Origin of the sequence: Pseudomonas sp. TWRC1-2 (genome assembly GCF_049896685.1) — a bacterium.
In the GTDB taxonomy this organism is placed as follows: domain Bacteria; phylum Pseudomonadota; class Gammaproteobacteria; order Pseudomonadales; family Pseudomonadaceae; genus Aquipseudomonas.
The window spans coordinates 16,237-35,936 of sequence record NZ_JAFCUU010000016.1 but is presented as its reverse complement, the minus strand read 5'-3'; the positions used below and the strand labels follow the sequence as shown (position 1 = coordinate 35,936).

5 protein-coding genes are annotated in these 19,700 nt (G+C 59.1%); 2 read left to right on the top strand and 3 right to left on the bottom strand.

Going from position 1 to position 19,700, the window contains the following annotated elements; all coding sequences use genetic code 11:
* Nucleotides 1–9: 9 nt before the first annotated feature.
* From ACP7B3_RS28865 to ACP7B3_RS28855, 3 genes are read right to left on the bottom strand one after another with little or no spacing between them, the layout of a single operon-like run.
* Nucleotides 10–1,374 (bottom strand): HlyD family type I secretion periplasmic adaptor subunit, encoded by a 1,365-nt coding sequence (locus ACP7B3_RS28865; RefSeq protein WP_426182730.1) that lies wholly within the window; start codon nucleotides 1,372–1,374, stop codon nucleotides 10–12.
* The gene (locus tag ACP7B3_RS28860; RefSeq protein WP_119738405.1) at nucleotides 1,364–3,520 is read right to left on the bottom strand and encodes a type I secretion system permease/ATPase; all 2,157 of its coding nucleotides are present in this window, start codon (nucleotides 3,518–3,520) and stop codon (nucleotides 1,364–1,366) included. The genes ACP7B3_RS28865 and ACP7B3_RS28860 overlap by 11 nt, the downstream gene beginning before the upstream one ends.
* A gap of 41 nt (nucleotides 3,521–3,561) precedes the next feature.
* Entirely contained in the window at nucleotides 3,562–4,920 is a 1,359-nt protein-coding gene (locus ACP7B3_RS28855; RefSeq protein WP_145159602.1) for a TolC family outer membrane protein, read from the bottom strand.
* Nucleotides 4,921–5,261: 341 nt separating this feature from the next.
* Between ACP7B3_RS28855 and ACP7B3_RS28850 the strand changes: the two genes are divergently transcribed.
* Nucleotides 5,262–19,175, top strand: a complete 13,914-nt coding sequence (locus tag ACP7B3_RS28850) for a retention module-containing protein (RefSeq protein WP_426182725.1) — start codon at nucleotides 5,262–5,264, stop codon at nucleotides 19,173–19,175.
* Between the two features lie 152 nt (nucleotides 19,176–19,327).
* On the top strand, nucleotides 19,328–19,666 hold the full coding sequence (locus ACP7B3_RS28845) for a hypothetical protein (protein ID WP_016968775.1): 339 nt from the start codon (nucleotides 19,328–19,330) through the stop codon (nucleotides 19,664–19,666).
* Nucleotides 19,667–19,700: the final 34 nt, after the last annotated feature.

Below are 19,700 nucleotides of genomic sequence, written 5' to 3'. Positions count from 1 at the left end.
CGCTGAAGATCAGCGCTCGTGCAACGCCTCGGCCCGCGCCTTGATGATCGGTTTGAGCAGGTAGCTCAGGATGCTTTTCTTGCCCGTGATGATGTCCACCGAGGCCACCATGCCGGGGATGATCAGCAGCGGCTTCTCATCGGTGCCCAAATGGCTGCGGTCGGTGCGCAAGGTGATCATGTAGTAGGTGGTTTTCTTGTCTTCGTCGGTGATGGTGTCAGCACCGATGCGTTCGAGCTTGGCCTTCAGCCCGCCATAAATGGTGTAGTCATAGGCGGTGAATTTGACGATTGCTTCTTGCCCAGGGTGCAGGAACGCGATGTCTTGTGGGCGGATCTTGGCTTCCACCAGCAGGGTGTCGTTAAGCGGCACGATTTCGACCATGTCGCTGCCCGGCTGGATCACGCCACCGACGGTGTTGACCAGCAGCTGCTTGACGATACCGCGCACCGGCGAGGTGACCAGCGTGCGGCTGACGCGGTCCTCGAGGGCGCGGCCGGTGGATTCGGCCTTGTTCAGTTCGGTGCGCGCTTCGTTGAGTTGGGTCAGCGCTTCACTGCGGAATTTGCCACGGGTTTCGTCGATCTTGCGCTGCACTTCCTTGATCGCTGATTCGGCACGGGGAATCGCCAGGGTGGTGGCGTCCAACTGGCCGCGGGTTTCCATCTCGGCGCGCTTGAGGCGCAGCACTTCCACCGGCGACACCGCACCCTGGGCCACCAACGGCTCGGACATGTTGATTTCCTGACGCTGCAGGGACAACTGGCTGCGGTACTGGCCTTGCTTGGAGGTGAACTCGCGCAGTTCCTGTTGACGCTGCACCAGCTGCTCCTGCAAACCGCCGACTTCGTCTTTCAACTGCTGGCGACGGCTTTCATACAGCGAGCGCTCGTTGGCCGCCTGGTTTGGCGCGGCCTTGAGCACGTCGTCGGGAATGTTCAGCGGGCGGTCGTCCACCTGCGCGCTCAGGCGCTCGACGCGCAGTTGCATGGCCAGGCGCAAGGCTTCGGTTTCGCCGGCGTTAGAGACAAACCGCGTGTCGTCGAGGCGAATCAGCGGCGCGCCGGCTTCGACGATCTGGCCTTCCTTGACGAACAGCTCGGAAACGATGCCGCCTTCCAGGTTCTGGATTTTTTGCAGCTTGGACGACGGAATCGCCTTGCCGTCGCCGCGGGTGACTTCGTCGATGCTGGAGAAGCCCGCCCACACCACCAGGAACACGAAGAACGCAATGATCGCCCAAATGGTCAGGCGGATGACCCGCGGTGCATCTTCGATCAGCGCTTTGTTGACCTCAGGCAGCGGCTGGCCCTGCAGCGAATCGGTGCCTTTGAAGTAGCGGCCGACCGCGCTTTTGATGGAGTTAAGCAACACTGATCTGCCCCTTTTTCAACGCTTCCATAACCACGGCTTTCGGGCCGTCCGCGAGGATCTGCCCACGGTCGACCACCAGCAGGCGGTCCACCAGCGAGAGCAGTGAGGCACGGTGCGTGACCAGCACCACGGTCTTGTTTTGCACCACGGCTTGCAGGCGTTGTTTCAAGCGTTCTTCACCGGTGTTGTCCATGGCGCTGGTGGGTTCGTCCAACAGCAGGATGGGCGGGTTGAGCAACAGCGCACGGGCCAGGGCGACGTTCTGGCGCTGGCCGCCGGACAGGTTCTGCCCACGCTCGCCAACTTGCAGTTCATAACCCTGCGGGTGCAGGCGCGCGAATTCGTGCACGCCGGCCAGTTCGGCGGCTTGCAGGACCATTTCGTCTTCGACATAACGCGCACCCGAGACCAGGTTGTCGCGCAGGGTGCCGGCCAGCAGCTGGATGTCTTGGGCGACGTAGCCGATGTTGTGGCGTAATTCGCTCACGTCGATCTGGCGCACGTCCACGCCGTCCACCAGCAAGGCGCCGGAGTCGGGCTGGTACAGGCCGACGATCAGTTTGGCCAGGGAGCTTTTGCCCGAGCCGCTGCGGCCGATGATGCCGATTTTTTCGCCGGGCTTGATCACCAGGTTGATGTTTTTCAGCGCGGCATTCTGCTGGTTCGGGTAGGTGAAGTTCAGGCCTCGACACTCGATGGCACCTTGCAGGGTGCGGCGGCTCATCGGGCGTTCTTCGAAATTGCGCTCCTGGGGCAGCTCCATCATCTGGTCCACCGAGGTCATGGTGACCTTGGCTTGCTGGTAGCGGGTCAGCAGGCCCGACAGCGAGGCCAGCGGGCTCAGCGCACGGCCACTGAGCATGTAGCAGGCAATCAGGCCGCCCATGCTGAGGTTGCCGTCGATAATCTGGTACACGCCGAACACGATCATGATCACGCCGGCCAGTTGCTGGATCAGCAGGGTCATGTTCATCGACAGGCCCGACAGCAACTTCACGCGCAGCTCCAGCCGGCTGAGGGTACCAATGGTCTGTTCCCAGCCGTACTGACGCTCGCTCTCGGCGTTGTTGACCTTGACCGCGTCCAAACCTGCGAGGGTTTCGATCAGGCTCGACTGGCGCTCGGCAGCCAGGGCCATGGTCCGCTCCATGGTCGCTACCAACGGTTTTTGCAGGGCGTAGCCGATGCCCAGGGCAATCGGGAAAGCCAGCACCGGAATCCACACCAGGTGGCCGCCAAGGATGGCGATCACCAGGAAAATCAGCAGGGTGAACGGCAGGTCGATCAGGCTGGTGAGGGTCAGCGACGCGAGGAAATCGCGCAGGCTTTGAAACTCATGGATGTTCTGCGCGAAGCTGCCGACCCGTGCCGGGCGGTACTTCATGGACATGCCGACAATGCGCTCGAACAGCGTTGCCGAGATGATCAGGTCGGTCTTTTTGCCGGCCAGGTCCAGGCACAGGCTGCGCAGGCTCTTGAGCACCAGGTCGAACAGGTATGCGCCGCCGATGCCCACGGCCAATACCCACAAGGTGGACGTGGCCTGGTTGGGCACGACTCGATCGTAGACATTCATCACAAACAGCGGCGCCGCCATGGCGATGATGTTGATCAGGAAGCTGGCGGCGATGGCGTCGGTGTAGAGCCAGCGCGAACGCTTGAGGGTGTCGCGAAACCACGAGCGCGCTCGCGGGATCAGGGTGCCGTGGTTGACGTCGAATTTGTGCTGCGGCTGGGCGAAGAAAACTTTGCCGATGTAATCGTCGACCAACAGCTCACGCTTGATCAGCACTTCACCGCCGTCGCTTTCGCTGAGCAGGATGCGGGCTTCGTCTTCGCCTTGCCAACCCACCAGCACCGTACTGCGACCGTCCTTGAGCAACAGCAGCGCGGGCAGTGCGATGGTCGGAATCTGTTCCAGCTTGCGTTGCAGTACCCGCCCTTGCAGGCCGGCACGCGCGGCTGCGCGCGGCAGCAGCTCGGCACTCAGGCGCTGCGAAGGCAGCGGCAGGCCGGTGGTGAGCATGGCCGCGCTGGCCGGTTTTTGATGCAAGGCACAAAGCGCCAACAACCCGTCAAGTAACGGGTCGTCGTGCAGCGTGCGTGGATCATGACTGAGATGAACTCGACTGACTTCGGATTCCACGCGCTGCACTCTCGACTAACAGATGGGGCTATAGGGGTGACTCAATTCATCCCAGGCAGTTGGACTTTTGGCTTAACGTCGTTCTGTACGACGGAGGCCATCGGTGCGACCACGCCCTGGCTTTTGAGCAATTCGCCCATGGTCGCCTTGATTCGATATTGAGTAAATAACTGAATGTTCTTGATCTCTTCCAGACGACGCGAAGCGGTGAACAATTCGTTCTCGCTGTCGAGCAAGTCGAGCAGTGTACGTTGGCCCAGGCTGAACTGCTGCTGGTAAGAGGTGCGCACGCGGGTGCTGTGATCCACGTATTGCTGGGCTACCGGCAATTGCGCGTTGGCGTTGTTCAAGGCGTTCCAGGCCAGGCCCAGTTCTTCGTTGAGTTGGCGCAGGGCGTTGTTGCGGATATCCAGTGCCTGGTTGGCCTGGTAGGACTTCGATTGCAGGTCAGCCTTGTTGCTGCCACCGGCGAACAGGTTGAAGCGCATGCGCACCATGGCTTCCCAACCGTTGCTGTGGCCGGCATCGCCGCCGACGTTGTTGTCGGCATTAGTGCCCAGCTCTGCATCAAAGTGCGGGTAGAAGGTGGACTTGGCAGCTTCGTACTGACTTTCGGCGGCGGAAATATCCGACTCGGCCGAACGCAGGACCGGGCTGTTGTCGAGCATCTGGCGGCGTGCTTCGTTGAAGTCAGCCGGCAGCATGGCCACGAACGGCGCCGGGCGCTCGAGCTGGTCGGGCATCTGGCCGACGGCGCTGAGGTAATTGACCTGGGAGTCGGCCAGGTTGGTCTGCTCGGTGATCAGGTTGTTGCGGGCCTGGGCCAGACGCGCTTCGGCCTGGTCCTGGTCGGCACCGTTACCGACGCCGCGTTGGGTGCGCAGCTTGATCTGGTCGTAAATGCGTTCGTGGTTGCGCAGATTTTCTTCAGCCAGGCGCACGAACTCACGGCGTGTCAGCACATCCAGGTACACCTGGGCGACAGTCAACCCGGTGCGCTCGGAAGTACCCAGCAAGGAGTAAGCGCGGGAATTGACGTTGGCTTGTTGGCGCCCGACTTCGCTGGAGGTGGCGAAACCGTCAAAAATCATCTGCTGCAGACGCAGGCTCGATTCGCCGCGGTTGTGGGTGTCCCACTGGTTGCCGTTCGGGCCGCTGGCGGCGCGCGTGTTGGAATCGTCGGTGCCTTCACGACCATAACCGGCGTTCAGGTCTACGCGAGGCAAGTAACCACCTTGTGCAGCGCGTAAATCGTAATCAGCGGCGATACGGCTATTCACGCCGGCTTGAATTTCCGGGTGCACGTCTAATGCCTGTTGCATGGCCTGGGGCAATGTTTGGGCTTGTACAAAACTGGCGGCGAGTACGAACGGTATTGCCTTGAACAGGTGCAAACGCATTTAAAAATTCCCCAGGACTTCTTGTCTCAAATCACAGCGATTGGCCTCGCTGAGTCGGATAATGGCTACCGTAATGACCGTACGTCGGAAAGTTCAAAAAGCGGAACTGCTTCACACATGTAGGACGGTTCGCCGCATGAATATCAATGTGACATTACAGGGCCAATTGTTTAGGATGGCGACCAGAAGGTCAATAGTTTGGCATAAACTAGATAGCGAATAAATCTAGCCAATTATTTGACGCCAATAAGTAATTAGACTACGCCCCCTCCTGTTTGGCCCTCGCACTTGCGAGCGGCCGCATGGAAATCATCAGAAACGGATCGCCGGAGAAATCTTTAATGAGCAGTGTTGTTGCCATCGTCAAAAGCATTGTTGGTCAAGTTTTCGTTATTTCTCCGGAAGGGACACGCCGCGTCCTCGTTGAAGGTGATCGCCTGTTCGCGGGCGACCAGGTAGACACCGGCATGTCCGGCGCGGTCAGCCTAGAACTGGCCGACGGCCGCACGCTGGACCTCGGTCGGGATACCCAATGGAGCGCCGACATGCCGGACTCCAGCCTCGATCTGGCCGCAGCCACCGAGCAGGCCGCGCCGTCGGTTGCCGAGCTGCAGCAAGCCATCGCCGCCGGCGCCGACCCGACCACCGACCTGGAAGCCACTGCCGCAGGCGCAACCGCTGCCGGTAACGGCGCCGCAGGCGGCGGCCACAGCTTCGTCGTGCTGGACGCGACCGCAGGCCGCGTCGACCCGACCATCGGCTTCCCGACCGGCCCTCTGGGCCAGACCACGGCGACACAAACCCAACTGGCGGGCGCCCAAGGCTCGACCGACAACAGCGGCAACCTGGTGCTGCAGGCGTCCACCCTGTCGCTGAGCGCAACCCCGAGCATCACCGAAGCCGGCGGCGTGCTGACCTACACCGCCACGGTGACCCAGGCGCCTTCCAGCAACCTGAACATCACGCTGTCCAACGGCGCAGTGATCACCATCATTGCCGGCCAGACCACCGGCACCGTCAACGTACCGCTGGCGCCGAATGACAGCCCCTACATCGATCCAAGCCAGATCAGCGTCAACGTCACCGGCACTACTGGCGGCAACAACCTGGTACTGACCCTCGACCCCAATCCGGCCGTGACTCAGATTACCGATACCATCGACACCACCACGGTGACGCTGACAGCGGGCGGAACAGTGACCGAAGGCGGTCAGATCACTTACACCGCGACGCTGACCAACCCTGCGCAGACGCCGGTGACGGTCACTTTGAGCAATGGCTCGGTGATTACCATCAAGGCGGGTGAGTCGGTTGGCACGGTGGTGGTGGATACGCCGGCTAACGACGTTTACAACAATGGTTCGACTGTTAGCACCACTATTACTGGGGCAACGGGCGGTAACTTTGAGAACTTGGTGCCGAGTACTGCGCCTGCGGTCACTACGATTACTGATTCGATCGACACCACCACTGTTACGTTGAAGGCGGGCGAGACTGTCACCGAAGGCGGTCAGATCACTTACACCGCAACGCTGACCAACCCTGCGCAGACGCCGGTGACTGTGACGCTTTCTAATGGCCAGACCATCGTCATCGAAGCCGGCAAATCTGCAGGCTCGGTAGTCTTTGAAACCCCGGCTAACGACGTTTACAACAATGGTTCGACTGTCAGCACCACTATTACCGGTGCAACTGGCGGTAACTTCGAGAACTTGGTGCCGAGCACTACACCTGCGATCACTACGATTACTGATTCGGTTGATACCACCACCGTTACGTTGACGGCGGGCGAGACTGTCACCGAAGGCGGTCAGATCACTTACACCGCAACACTGACCAACCCTGCGCAGACGCCGGTGACTGTGACGCTTTCTAATGGCCAGACCATCGTCATCGAAGCCGGCAAATCTGCAGGCTCGGTAGTCTTTGAAACTCCGGCTAACGACGTTTACAACAATGGTTCGACTGTCAGCACCACTATTACCGGTGCAACTGGCGGTAACTTCGAGAACTTGGTGCCGAGCACTACACCTGCGGTCACCACGATCACCGACTCGATTGATACCACTACCGTCACTCTGACTGCCGATAACTCGGTCGTTGAAGGCGGCAATATCACTTACACCGCCACGTTGACCAACCCGGCGCAAACTCCGGTCACCGTGACGCTGAGCAATGGCCAGACCATCGTCATCGAAGCCGGTAAATCTGCCGGCTCAGTGGTGTTTGAAACTCCGGCAAACGATGTCTACAACAACGGTTCGACCGTCAACACGACGATCACCAACGCTACCGGCGGTAACTTCGAGAACTTGGTACCGAGCACTACACCTGCGGTCACCACGATCACCGACTCGATTGATACCACTACCGTCACTCTGACTGCCGATAACTCGGTCGTTGAAGGCGGCAACATTACTTACACCGCCACGCTGACTAACCCGGCGCAAACTGCGGTGACGGTTACCTTGAGCAACGGTCAGACGATCAATATCGAAGCGGGCAAGTCCAGCGGAACTGTAGTTTTCGAAACTCCGGCCAACGACGTTTACAACAACGGTTCGACCGTCAATACGACGATCACCAACGCTACCGGTGGCAACTTCGAGAATCTGGCGACCAACCCTGCGCCAGCGACCACCACCATCACCGACTCGATCGACACCACTACCGTCACTTTGACGGCTGATCCATCGGTCGTTGAAGGCGGCAATATTACTTACACCGCTACGCTGACTAACCCGGCGCAAACTCCGGTGACGGTGACGCTTTCTAATGGCCAGACCATCGTCATCGAAGCCGGTAAATCTGCGGGTTCGGTAGTCTTTGAAACCCCGGCTAACGACGTTTACAACAACGGTTCGACCGTCAACACGACGATCACCAACGCTACCGGTGGTAACTTCGAGAACCTGGCGACCAACCCAGCGCCAGCGACCACCACGATTACTGATTCGATCGACACCACCACCGTCACCCTGACGGCGGACCCATCGGTCGTTGAAGGCGGCAACATTACTTACACCGCCACGTTGACCAATCCAGCGCAAACCGCTGTGACGGTTACCTTGAGCAATGGCCAGACGATCAACATCGAAGCGGGCAAGTCCAGCGGATCTGTGGTTTTCGAAACTCCGGCCAACGACGTTTACAACAATGGTTCGACCGTCAACACGACGATCACTAATGCCACTGGCGGTAACTTCGAGAACCTGGCGACCAACCCAGCGCCAGCGACCACCACGATTACTGATTCGATCGACACCACCACCGTCACTTTGACGGCTGATCAATCGGTCGTTGAAGGCGGCAACATTACTTACACCGCCACGCTGACTAACCCGGCGCAAACTCCGGTGACTGTGACGCTTTCCAATGGTCAGACCATCGTCATCGAAGCCGGTAAATCTGCGGGTTCGGTAGTCTTTGAAACTCCGGCTAACGACGTCTACAACAATGGTTCGACCGTCAACACGACGATCACCAGCGCCACCGGCGGCAACTTCGAGAACTTAGTTCCAGGTACTGCCCCAGCAGTCACCACGATCACTGATTCGATCGACACCACCACCGTCACTTTGACGGCTGATCAATCGGTCGTTGAAGGCGGCAACATCACCTACACCGCCACGTTGACCAATCCAGCACAAACTGCTGTGACGGTTACCTTGAGCAATGGCCAGACCATCGTCATCGAAGCCGGTAAATCTGCAGGCTCGGTGGTGTTTGAAACCCCGGCTAACGACGTCTACAACAACGGTTCGACCGTCAACACGACGATCACCAACGCTACCGGCGGTAATTTCGAAAACCTGGCGACTAACCCAGCACCAGCGACTACCACCATTACCGACTCGATCGACACCACCACCGTCACGCTGACGGCGGACCCATCGGTCGTTGAAGGCGGCAATATTACTTACACCGCTACGCTGACTAACCCGGCGCAAACTGCGGTGACTGTGACGCTTTCTAATGGTCAGACGATCGTCATTGAGGCCGGTAAATCTGCCGGCTCGGTGGTGTTTGAAACCCCGGCCAACGACGTCTACAACAACGGTTCGACCGTCAACACGACGATCACCAACGCTACCGGCGGTAATTTCGAAAACCTGGCGACTAACCCAGCACCAGCGACTACCACCATTACCGACTCGATCGACACCACCACCGTCACGCTGACGGCGGACCCATCGGTCGTTGAAGGCGGCAATATTACTTACACCGCTACGCTGACTAACCCGGCGCAAACTCCGGTCACCGTGACGCTGAGCAATGGCCAGACCATCGTCATTGAGGCCGGTAAATCTGCCGGCTCGGTGGTGTTTGAAACTCCGGCCAACGATGTCTACAACAACGGTTCGACCGTCAACACGACGATCACCAACGCCACCGGTGGCAACTTCGAGAATCTGGCGACCAACCCTACGCCAGCGACCACCACGATTACCGATTCGATCGACACCACCACCGTCACTCTGACTGCCGATAACTCGGTCGTTGAAGGCGGCAACATCACTTACACCGCTACGCTGACTAACCTGGCGCAAACTCCGGTGACTGTGACGCTTTCTAATGGTCAGACGATCGTCATTGAGGCCGGTAAATCTGCCGGCTCGGTGGTGTTTGAAACCCCGGCCAACGACGTCTACAACAACGGCTCGACCGTCAACACGACGATCACCAACGCCACCGGTGGCAACTTCGAAAATCTGGCAACAAACCCAGCGCCAGCAACCACCACGATCACCGACTCGATCGACACAACCACCGTCACTTTGACGGCTGATCCATCGGTCGTTGAAGGCGGCAACATTACCTACACCGCTACGCTGACTAACCCGGCGCAAACTGCGGTGACTGTGACGCTTTCCAATGGTCAGACGATCAATATCGAAGCGGGTAAGTCCAGCGGAACTGTAGTTTTCGAAACTCCGGCCAACGACGTCTACAACAATGGTTCGACTGTCAGCACCACTATTACCAGTGCAACTGGCGGTAACTTTGAGAACTTGGTTCCAGGTACTGCCCCAGCGGTCACCACGATCACTGATTCGATCGACACCACTACCGTCACTCTGACGGCAGATACATCGGTCGTTGAAGGCGGCAACATCACTTACACCGCCACGCTGACCAATCCAGCGCAAACCGCTGTGACGGTTACCTTGAGCAACGGCCAGACGATCAATATCGAAGCAGGCAAGTCCAGCGGAACTGTAGTTTTCGAAACTCCAGCCAACGACGTCTACAACAACGGTTCCACCGTTAGCACCACTATTGCCGGTGCAACTGGCGGCAACTTTGAGAACCTGGTGCCGAGCACTGCGCCAGCAGTCACCACGATCACCGATTCGATCGATACCACTACCGTTACCCTGACTGCCGACAACTCGGTTGTTGAGGGCGGCAATATCACTTACACCGCTACGCTGACTAACCCGGCGCAAACTCCGGTCACCGTGACGCTGAGCAATGGCCAGACCATCGTCATCGAAGCCGGTAAATCTGCAGGCTCGGTGGTGTTTGAAACCCCGGCTAACGATGTTTACAACAACGGTTCGACCGTCAACACGACGATCACTAATGCCACTGGCGGTAACTTCGAGAACCTGGCGACTAACCCAGCACCAGCGACTACCACCATCACCGACTCGATCGACACCACCACCGTCACCCTGACGGCGGAACCATCGGTCGTTGAAGGCGGCAACATCACTTACACCGCTACGTTGACTAACCCGGCCCAAACTGCGGTTACCGTGACGTTGAGCAATGGCCAGACCATCGTCATCGAAGCCGGTAAATCTGCAGGCTCGGTGGTGTTTGAAACCCCGGCTAACGATGTTTACAACAATGGTTCGACCGTCAACACGACGATCACCAACGCTACCGGTGGCAACTTCGAAAACCTGGCAACCAACCCTGCGCCAGCGACCACTACCATCACCGACTCGATCGACACCACTACCGTCACGCTGACGGCGGATCAATCGGTCGTTGAAGGCGGCAACATCACCTACACCGCCACGTTGACCAACCCAGCGCAAACCGCGGTAACCGTGACGCTGAGCAACGGCCAGACGATCAACATCGAAGCGGGCAAGTCCAGCGGATCTGTGGTTTTCGAAACTCCGGCTAACGACGTTTACAACAACGGTTCGACCGTCAACACGACGATCACCAGCGCCACTGGCGGTAACTTCGAGAACCTGGCGACCAACCCAGCGCCAGCAACCACCACGATCACCGATTCGATTGATACCACTACCGTTACCCTGACGGCGGATCCTTCGGTCGTTGAAGGCGGCAACATTACTTACACCGCAACGTTGACCAATCCAGCGCAAACCGCTGTGACGGTTACCTTGAGCAACGGTCAGACGATCAACATCGAAGCCGGCAAGTCCAGCGGCACTGTAGTGTTTGAGACTCCGGCTAACGACGTTTACAACAACGGTTCGACCGTCAACACGACGATCACCAGCGCCACTGGCGGTAACTTCGAAAATCTGGCAACCAATCCTGCGCCAGCGACCACCACGATTACCGATTCGATCGACACCACCACCGTCACTCTGACGGCAGATCCATCCGTCGTTGAAGGCGGCAACATCACTTACACCGCCACGCTGACCAACCCGGCACAGACCGCTGTGACGGTCACGCTGAGCAACGGCCAGACGATCAACATCGAAGCGGGCAAGTCCAGCGGAACTGTGGTTTTCGAAACTCCGGCCAACGACGTTTACAACAATGGTTCGACCGTCAACACGACGATCACCAACACCACTGGCGGTAACTTCGAAAACCTGGCAACCAACCCAGCGCCAGCGACCACTACCATCACCGACTCGATCGATACCACCACCGTCACTCTGACGGCAGATCCTTCGGTCGTTGAAGGCGGCAACATCACCTACACCGCCACGCTGACCAACCCAGCGCAAACCGCTGTGACGGTTACCTTGAGCAACGGCCAGACGATCAACATCGAAGCGGGCAAGTCCAGCGGAACTGTGGTTTTCGAAACCCCGGCTAACGACGTTTACAACAACGGTTCGACCGTCAACACGACGATCACCAACGCCACTGGCGGTAATTTCGAAAACCTGGCGACCAATCCTGCGCCAGCAGTCACCACGATTACTGATTCGATTGATACCACTACCGTCACCCTGACGGCGGACCCATCGGTTGTTGAAGGCGGCAACATCACTTACACCGCTACGCTGACTAACCCGGCGCAAACCGCGGTAACCGTGACGCTGAGCAATGGCCAGACCATCGTCATCGAAGCCGGTAAATCTGCAGGCTCGGTGGTGTTTGAAACCCCGGCTAACGATGTTTACAACAATGGTTCGACCGTCAACACGACGATCACCAACGCCACCGGTGGCAACTTCGAGAATCTGGCGACCAACCCTACGCCAGCGACCACCACGATTACCGATTCGATCGACACCACCACCGTCACTCTGACTGCCGATAACTCGGTCGTTGAAGGCGGCAACATCACTTACACCGCTACGTTGACTAACCCGGCCCAAACTCCGGTTACCGTGACGTTGAGCAATGGCCAGACCATCGTTATCGAAGCGGGTAAATCTGCGGGCTCGGTGGTGTTTGAAACTCCGGCCAACGACGTCTACAACAACGGCTCGACCGTCAATACGACGATCACCAACGCCACCGGCGGTAACTTCGAAAATCTGGCAACCAATCCTGCGCCAGCGACCACCACGATTACCGATTCGATCGACACCACCACCGTCACTCTGACGGCAGATCCATCGGTCGTTGAAGGCGGCAACATTACTTACACCGCCACGCTGACCAACCCTGCGCAAACCGCTGTGACGGTCACGCTGAGCAACGGTCAGACGATCAATATCGAAGCGGGCAAGTCCAGCGGAACTGTAGTTTTCGAAACCCCGGTTAACGACGTTTACAACAACGGTTCCACCGTTAGCACCACTATTGCCGGTGCAACTGGCGGCAACTTTGAGAACCTGGTGCCGAGCACTGCGCCTGCGGTGACCACGATCACCGACTCGATCGATACCACCACTGTCACTTTGACGGCTGATCAATCGGTCGTTGAAGGCGGCAACATTACCTACACTGCTACGCTGACTAACCCGGCGCAAACTGCGGTTACCGTGACGCTGAGCAACGGTCAGACGATCAACATCGAAGCGGGCAAGTCCAGCGGCACTGTAGTGTTTGAAACTCCGGCTAACGACGTCTACAACAACGGTTCGACCGTCAATACGACGATCACCAACGCTACCGGTGGCAACTTCGAAAACCTGGCAACAAACCCAGCGCCAGCCACCACCACGATCACCGACTCGATCGACACAACCACCGTCACTTTGACGGCTGATCCATCGGTCGTTGAAGGCGGCAACATTACCTACACCGCTACGCTGACCAACCCGGCGCAGACTCCGGTGACCGTGACGCTTTCTAATGGTCAAACGATCAACATCGAAGCGGGCAAGTCCAGCGGAACTGTAGTTTTCGAAACCCCGGCCAACGACGTCTACAACAACGGCTCGACCGTCAACACGACGATCACCAACGCTACCGGCGGTAACTTCGAAAACCTGGCAACCAACCCAGCGCCAGCAACCACCACCATCACCGATTCGATCGACACCACTACCGTAACTTTGACGGCAGATCCATCGGTCGTTGAAGGCGGCAACATCACTTACACCGCCACGCTGACTAACCCGGCGCAAACTGCGGTGACCGTGACGCTGAGCAACGGTCAAACGATCAACATCGAAGCGGGCAAGTCCAGCGGAACTGTAGTTTTCGAAACCCCGGCCAACGACGTCTACAACAACGGTTCGACCGTCAACACCACGATCACCAGCGCCACCGGTGGCAACTTCGAAAACCTGGCAACCAACCCTGCGCCAGCAACCACCACCATCACCGACTCGATCGACACCACCACCGTCACCCTGACGGCAGATCCATCGGTCGTTGAAGGCGGCACCATCACTTACACCGCCACGCTGACCAATCCAGCGCAAACCGCGGTAACCGTGACGCTGAGCAACGGCCAGACGATCAACATCGAAGCGGGCAAGTCTTCGGGCACGGTCGTTTTCCAAACGCCGCCGAACGACGTTTACAACAACGCGTCGACTGTCAGCACAACGATCACCAAGGCAACCGGCGGTAATTTTGAGAACCTGGCGGCGAATCCGGCCGCTGCCGTGACGAGCATCACCGACTCGATCGACACCACCACCGTGACCCTGAGCGCGCCAAGCGAAGTTAACGAAGGCGGCACCATCACCTACACCGCCACCTTGAGCAACAAGGCTGGCAGCGACATGGTGATCACCCTGGATAACGGCTCGACGATCAAGATTGCCAAGGATTCCCTGGTCGGCCAGGTGACCGTCAATGCGCCGGGCGATGACGTGTTCATCGACAAGAGCACCCAGACCGTCAAGATCGCCGGCACGACCGGCGGCAATTTCGAAAACCTCAGCGTGACGCCAGGCGGCGCCACTACCGTGGTCAACGACACCATTGATACGGTGAGAATTCTCCTGACCGCCACCGGCAGCGTCGGCGAGAAAGGCAACATCGTCTACACCGCCACCCTGGTCGACAAAGACGGTCATGCCGTCAATAACGTCGGCAAAACTGTGGTGGTCGAGCTGGATAACGGCAAGACCATCAGCATTGCCGACGGCCAGAGTTCCAGCACGGCCACCGTTGTCGCGCCTAATGATGTGTACGCCGGCAACCAGACGGTGACTGCGGCCATCAAGGGCGTCACCGGTGGTGAGCAGTTCGAGAACCTGGTGCCGGTCAAGGATCCGGTGAGCACCACCGTATACGACACACCGGGCACCACTGACCTGACGACCGTGACCCTGAGCGCGCCAAGCGAAGTTAACGAAGGCGGCACCATCACCTACACCGCCACCTTGAGCAACAAGGCCGGCAGCGACATGGTGATCACCCTGGATAACGGCTCGACGATCAAGATTGCCAAGGATTCCCTGGTCGGCCAGGTGACCGTCAATGCGCCAAGCGACGACGTGTTCATCGACAAAAGCACCCAGACCGTGAAGATCACCGGCACTACCGGCGGTAATTTCGAGGGCGTCACCATCACCCCAGGCGGGGCGACCACCGTCGTCAACGACACCATCGACGACGTGACCGTGTCGCTCAAAGCCAACGGCTCGGTCAGCGAAGGCGGTCAGATCACCTATACCGCGTCCCTGGTCGACAAGAACGGCAATGCCGTAACCAACGTCGGTTCCGACCTAGTGGTGAAGTTGGATAACGGCTCGACCATTACCATCGGCAACGGGCAGTCCAGCAACACCGCGACCACCACTGCGCCTAACGATGCGTACGTCGGCGCCAACGACGTGACTGCCAAGATCACCGGCGTGGTCAGCGGCGGCGACAAGTACGAGCATTTGATCGTCGACGGCAGCACCGTGACCACCAAGGTGACGGATGTGATCAACAACACCACCATCAGCATTACCGGCGACGCATCGGTGACTGAAGGCGGCACGGCGAACTACACCCTGACCCTGAGCAACCCGGCGCAAACCGATGTGACCGTGACGCTCAAGTACAGCGGCACCGCCACCGACGGCTCGGATTTCACCGGCGTGTACACCGTGAAGATCCCGGCCGGCGCCAGCAGCGTGCCGTTCACGATCGGCACGATCGACGACAAGATCACCGAGCCGACAGAAACGATCGTCATCACCATCGACAAAACTACCGGCGGCAACTTCGAAAACCTGGTGGTCGGCAATGGCAGCGTCAGCACCAACATCATCGACAACGACGCGCCGCCGGTCATCGACCTGGATGCCAACAACTCCAGCGGCGCCACCGGTGCCGACTACAAGACCTCGTTCACCGAAGGCGGCACGGGCGTGTCGATTGCTGACACCGACATCAAGATTACCGATCCGGACAGCACCCAACTGACCGGCGCCACCGTGGTCTTGACCAACACCCAGCAGGGCGATTCGCTGAACTACGCAGGCGTTACCGGCATCACTGTGACCCCGACCACAGACCCTGCCACCGGCAAGATCACGCTGACCCTGACCGGTACGGCGTCGCTGGCTGACTACATGCAGCAGATCAAGAACATCACGTTCACCAACAACAGCCACGACCCGAGCACCACGCCACGGACCATTACCGTGACCGTGACCGATGGCGGCAATTACTCCAACGTCGCTACCGCCACGGTCAACGTGGTGGCGGTCAACGATGCGCCAGTGGCAACCGGCAGCGCCGTGACCGGCACCGAAGACACGCCGCTGGCCCTGACCTGGGCCAACTTCGGCGTGACCGATGTGGACTCGCCACAAGCCAGCCTTGGCGTGAAAATCACCGACCTGCCGGTGGCCGGCAAGCTGCAATACCTGGCGGCCGACGGCTCCACCTGGACCAACGTGACCGCCGGCCAGACCTTCACCAAGGCGCAGATCGACGGCGGCCAGTTGCGCTTTATGCCCAACGCCAACGAGTCCGGCACCGACGGTTATGGCGGCACCGGTATTGGCAACAAGCAGGCCGATTACGCGCAGTTCAAGTTCCAGCCTACCGACGGCAAGGACCTGGGCACCAGCGCCACGGTGAAAGTCGATATCACGCCGGTCGCCGACGCACCGACCCTGAATGTGGCTGACAACAACGTCAATTCGGTGGGCTTGCTCAAGCAAAGCTGGAACAGCATCGCCGGTATCGGCACCAACGGTAACGGCGCGGCCCCGGCCGACCTGAAAAACGCCATTGATAACGCCGGCACGCCGAACAGCAGCGCGATTGTGACCAACGTCGAATCCACCGCCAACGTGGCGGCAGGTGCGGGCTCGAAGATCTCCGGCCTGATGTACATGGAAGCCGGCAAGTCCTATACCTTCAGCGGCACCGGCGATGACAGCCTGGTGATCAACGTCGGCGGCAAAGACGTGGCCAGCGCGCAATGGGGCACCAACAGTGGCAAGTTCAGCGGCTCGATTACCCCGACCGTCAGCGGCTACTACAGCATTGAGATTTACCACGCCAACCAGTCCGGCCCGGGCAGCTATGACGTCAACCTGTCGATCAACGGCGCAGCGGCCACAGACCTGAGCACCAGCGGCGCAGCGCTGTACACCGGGGTCACTGACCTGACCAACGCCGGCGTGACCGTGTCCGACCTGCATGGCAGCAACGGTGACGGTTACTACGTGGGCTACAAGCTCAACGAAGGCCAGGAAAACGGCACTGTGAAGCTGTCCAAAGTCACCACCGCGCTGACCGATACCGACGGCTCGGAAACCCTGAGCGTGAAGATCAGCGGTGTACCGGCAGGCTCCGTGCTCACCGACGCGTCCGGGCACACCTTCACCGCGACCAAAACCGTGGGCGAAGTCAACGTCACCGGCTGGGACCTGAGCACCCTGACCATCAAGCCGCCGACCTACTACAGCGGCCAGTTCAACCTGACCGTCACCTCGACGTCCACCGAAAGCCTCGGCGGTTCGGCCATCACCACCGCGCAATTGCCGGTGACGGTGTACCCGGCCACGTACAGCGCGATCACGGGCACCTCGGGCAGTGACGCGATTACCGGCACCGATGGCAACGACATCGTCGTGGCCGATATCGGCGGCCTGAACGTGGTGCAGGGCAAGAACTACAACATCGCGTTCATGGTGGACAGTTCCGGCAGCATGAGCACCGCGTCGGTCAACGCCGCGAAGGCTTCGTTGACCTCAGTGTTCAACTCGCTCAAAGACAGCCTGGGCGCCAATACGTCGGGGACTGTGAATATCTTCCTGGCGGATTTCGATACCCAGGTGAACAAGTCGGTCGCCATCAACCTCAACGATCCAAACGCCCTGACGTTGCTCAAGGCAGTGCTGGACTCGATGGTGTCAGGCGGCGGTACCAACTATGAAGACGTGTTCAAGACCACGGCCAACTTCTTCCAGAGCGGCCTGGCGACCGGCAACACCGGCGCGACCAACCTGACCTACTTCATCACCGACGGCCAGCCGACGTACTTCCAGAACGGCGAGCAGACCAACCCGGTGGTCACTGACTTCTACAACAGCGGCGTCACCGATGGTCGCTTGGACGACTACATCAGCACCAACAACTATGTGCTGGGTAACACGTTCAGCATCAACGTCAACGGCACTAACCTGCAGTTGATCGACAGCCGCGGCCAATTGCACCAATGGGTACAGGTCCGCAGTGGCGGCTGGTACGACAATGGCGTGATCGGCACCGTGCACGCCCAGGGTGACGGCACGTTTGAAGTCTCCTACCTCGACGGCAGTGGCAGCAGCACCAGCACAGCGACCACAAACAACGCCAGCAGCGGCTTTGCACTGCTCAAAGGCTTGTCGACGGTAGAAGCCATCGGTATCAACGGCGACGTCAGCCTCAATGACCTCCGGCCGTACGACAGCGATGGCAAGCCGCAAAGCAACATCGATCCGAAGGACCTGGCCAACGCCATCCTCGGCCACACCGAGGCAACGCTGCCTGGCGCCGACACCATCAACGGGGGTGACGGCAACGACATCATCTTCGGCGACCTGGTGAGCTTCAGCGGTATTACCGGTGAGGGTTACAACGCACTGCAGGCCTTTGTTGCACAGAAGACCGGCGTGGCGGTCACGGCGGTGACCACCTCGAACGTGCACCAGTACGTGACCGAGCACTATGCCGACTTCGACGTGTCCGGCGCCAAGGACGGCAACGACACACTGTTGGGCGGCGCGGGTGATGACATCCTGTTCGGCCAGGGCGGTAACGACACACTGGACGGCGGCAAAGGCAATGACATCCTGCTGGGCGGCACCGGTGACGACACCTTGATCGGCGGCCAGGGCAACGACATCCTGATCGGTGGTTCGGGTGCCGACACCTTCGTGTGGAAGGCGGGTGACCTGGGCAACGATGTGATCAAGGACTTTAAAGCCTCGGAAGGTGACCGGATCGATCTCAAGGATCTGTTGAAGGGTGAGACAGACAGCACCATCGACAACTACCTCAAGATCACCACGGTAGACGGCGTGTCGACCCTGCAAATCAGCAGTGAAGGCAAGCTCAACGCGGCTGGCGGCGTGGCCAATGCCGATGTGACGATCAAGCTGGAAGGCAACGATTGGTCTCACACCAGCATCAACTCGCTGATCAGTGGTGCCGACCCGACCATCAAGATCGATCACACCGCCTAAGACGCGATGAACCGGCCGCCCACTCGGGCGGCCGATTTATTTGGCTGATGCGTTACTGGCCCTCACGGGCGGTTGCATCGCATACTCGCGCTCATAAACACACCATTGACCTATGCTGGTGAACGCGTGTGGCTCATTTTCGAGGGTTTCTTATGTTTTACGTGCAACGTGATGCACAGGGTGCACTGAGTCGCGTGGAGGCCGCCGCCTTTGCCGAATCAACTGAAACCCTGCCGGCCGATCACCATGAGATTCAGGCCTGGTACGCCAACGAAGTGGTGGAAACCAGCCTGGCGCAGCTCAAGCAAAGTGACCTGGAGATGATTCGGGTGCTGGACGACTTGATTCAGGTGCTGACGCGCAAGGGCGTGATCAGCGTGACGGACCTGCCGCCGGCAGCGCAGGCCAAGCTGATGGACCGTACCCACGCGCGGGAAGCGTTGGGCGGGTTGAGCCACCTGATCAATGATGAAGAGACTGGGTTGATCTGATTTAGTTAGGCAAACCGAATCTAAATCGGGGCAG

What these genes read in the sequence shown, in the direction of transcription:
- ACP7B3_RS28855 (WP_145159602.1), bottom strand. Translation starts at nt 4,920, where the DNA reads ATGCGTTTGCACCTGTTCAAGGCAATACCGTTCGTACTCGCCGCCAGT.
- ACP7B3_RS28845 (WP_016968775.1), top strand. Translation starts at nt 19,328, where the DNA reads ATGTTTTACGTGCAACGTGATGCACAGGGTGCACTGAGTCGCGTGGAG.
- ACP7B3_RS28850 (WP_426182725.1), top strand. Translation starts at nt 5,262, where the DNA reads ATGAGCAGTGTTGTTGCCATCGTCAAAAGCATTGTTGGTCAAGTTTTC.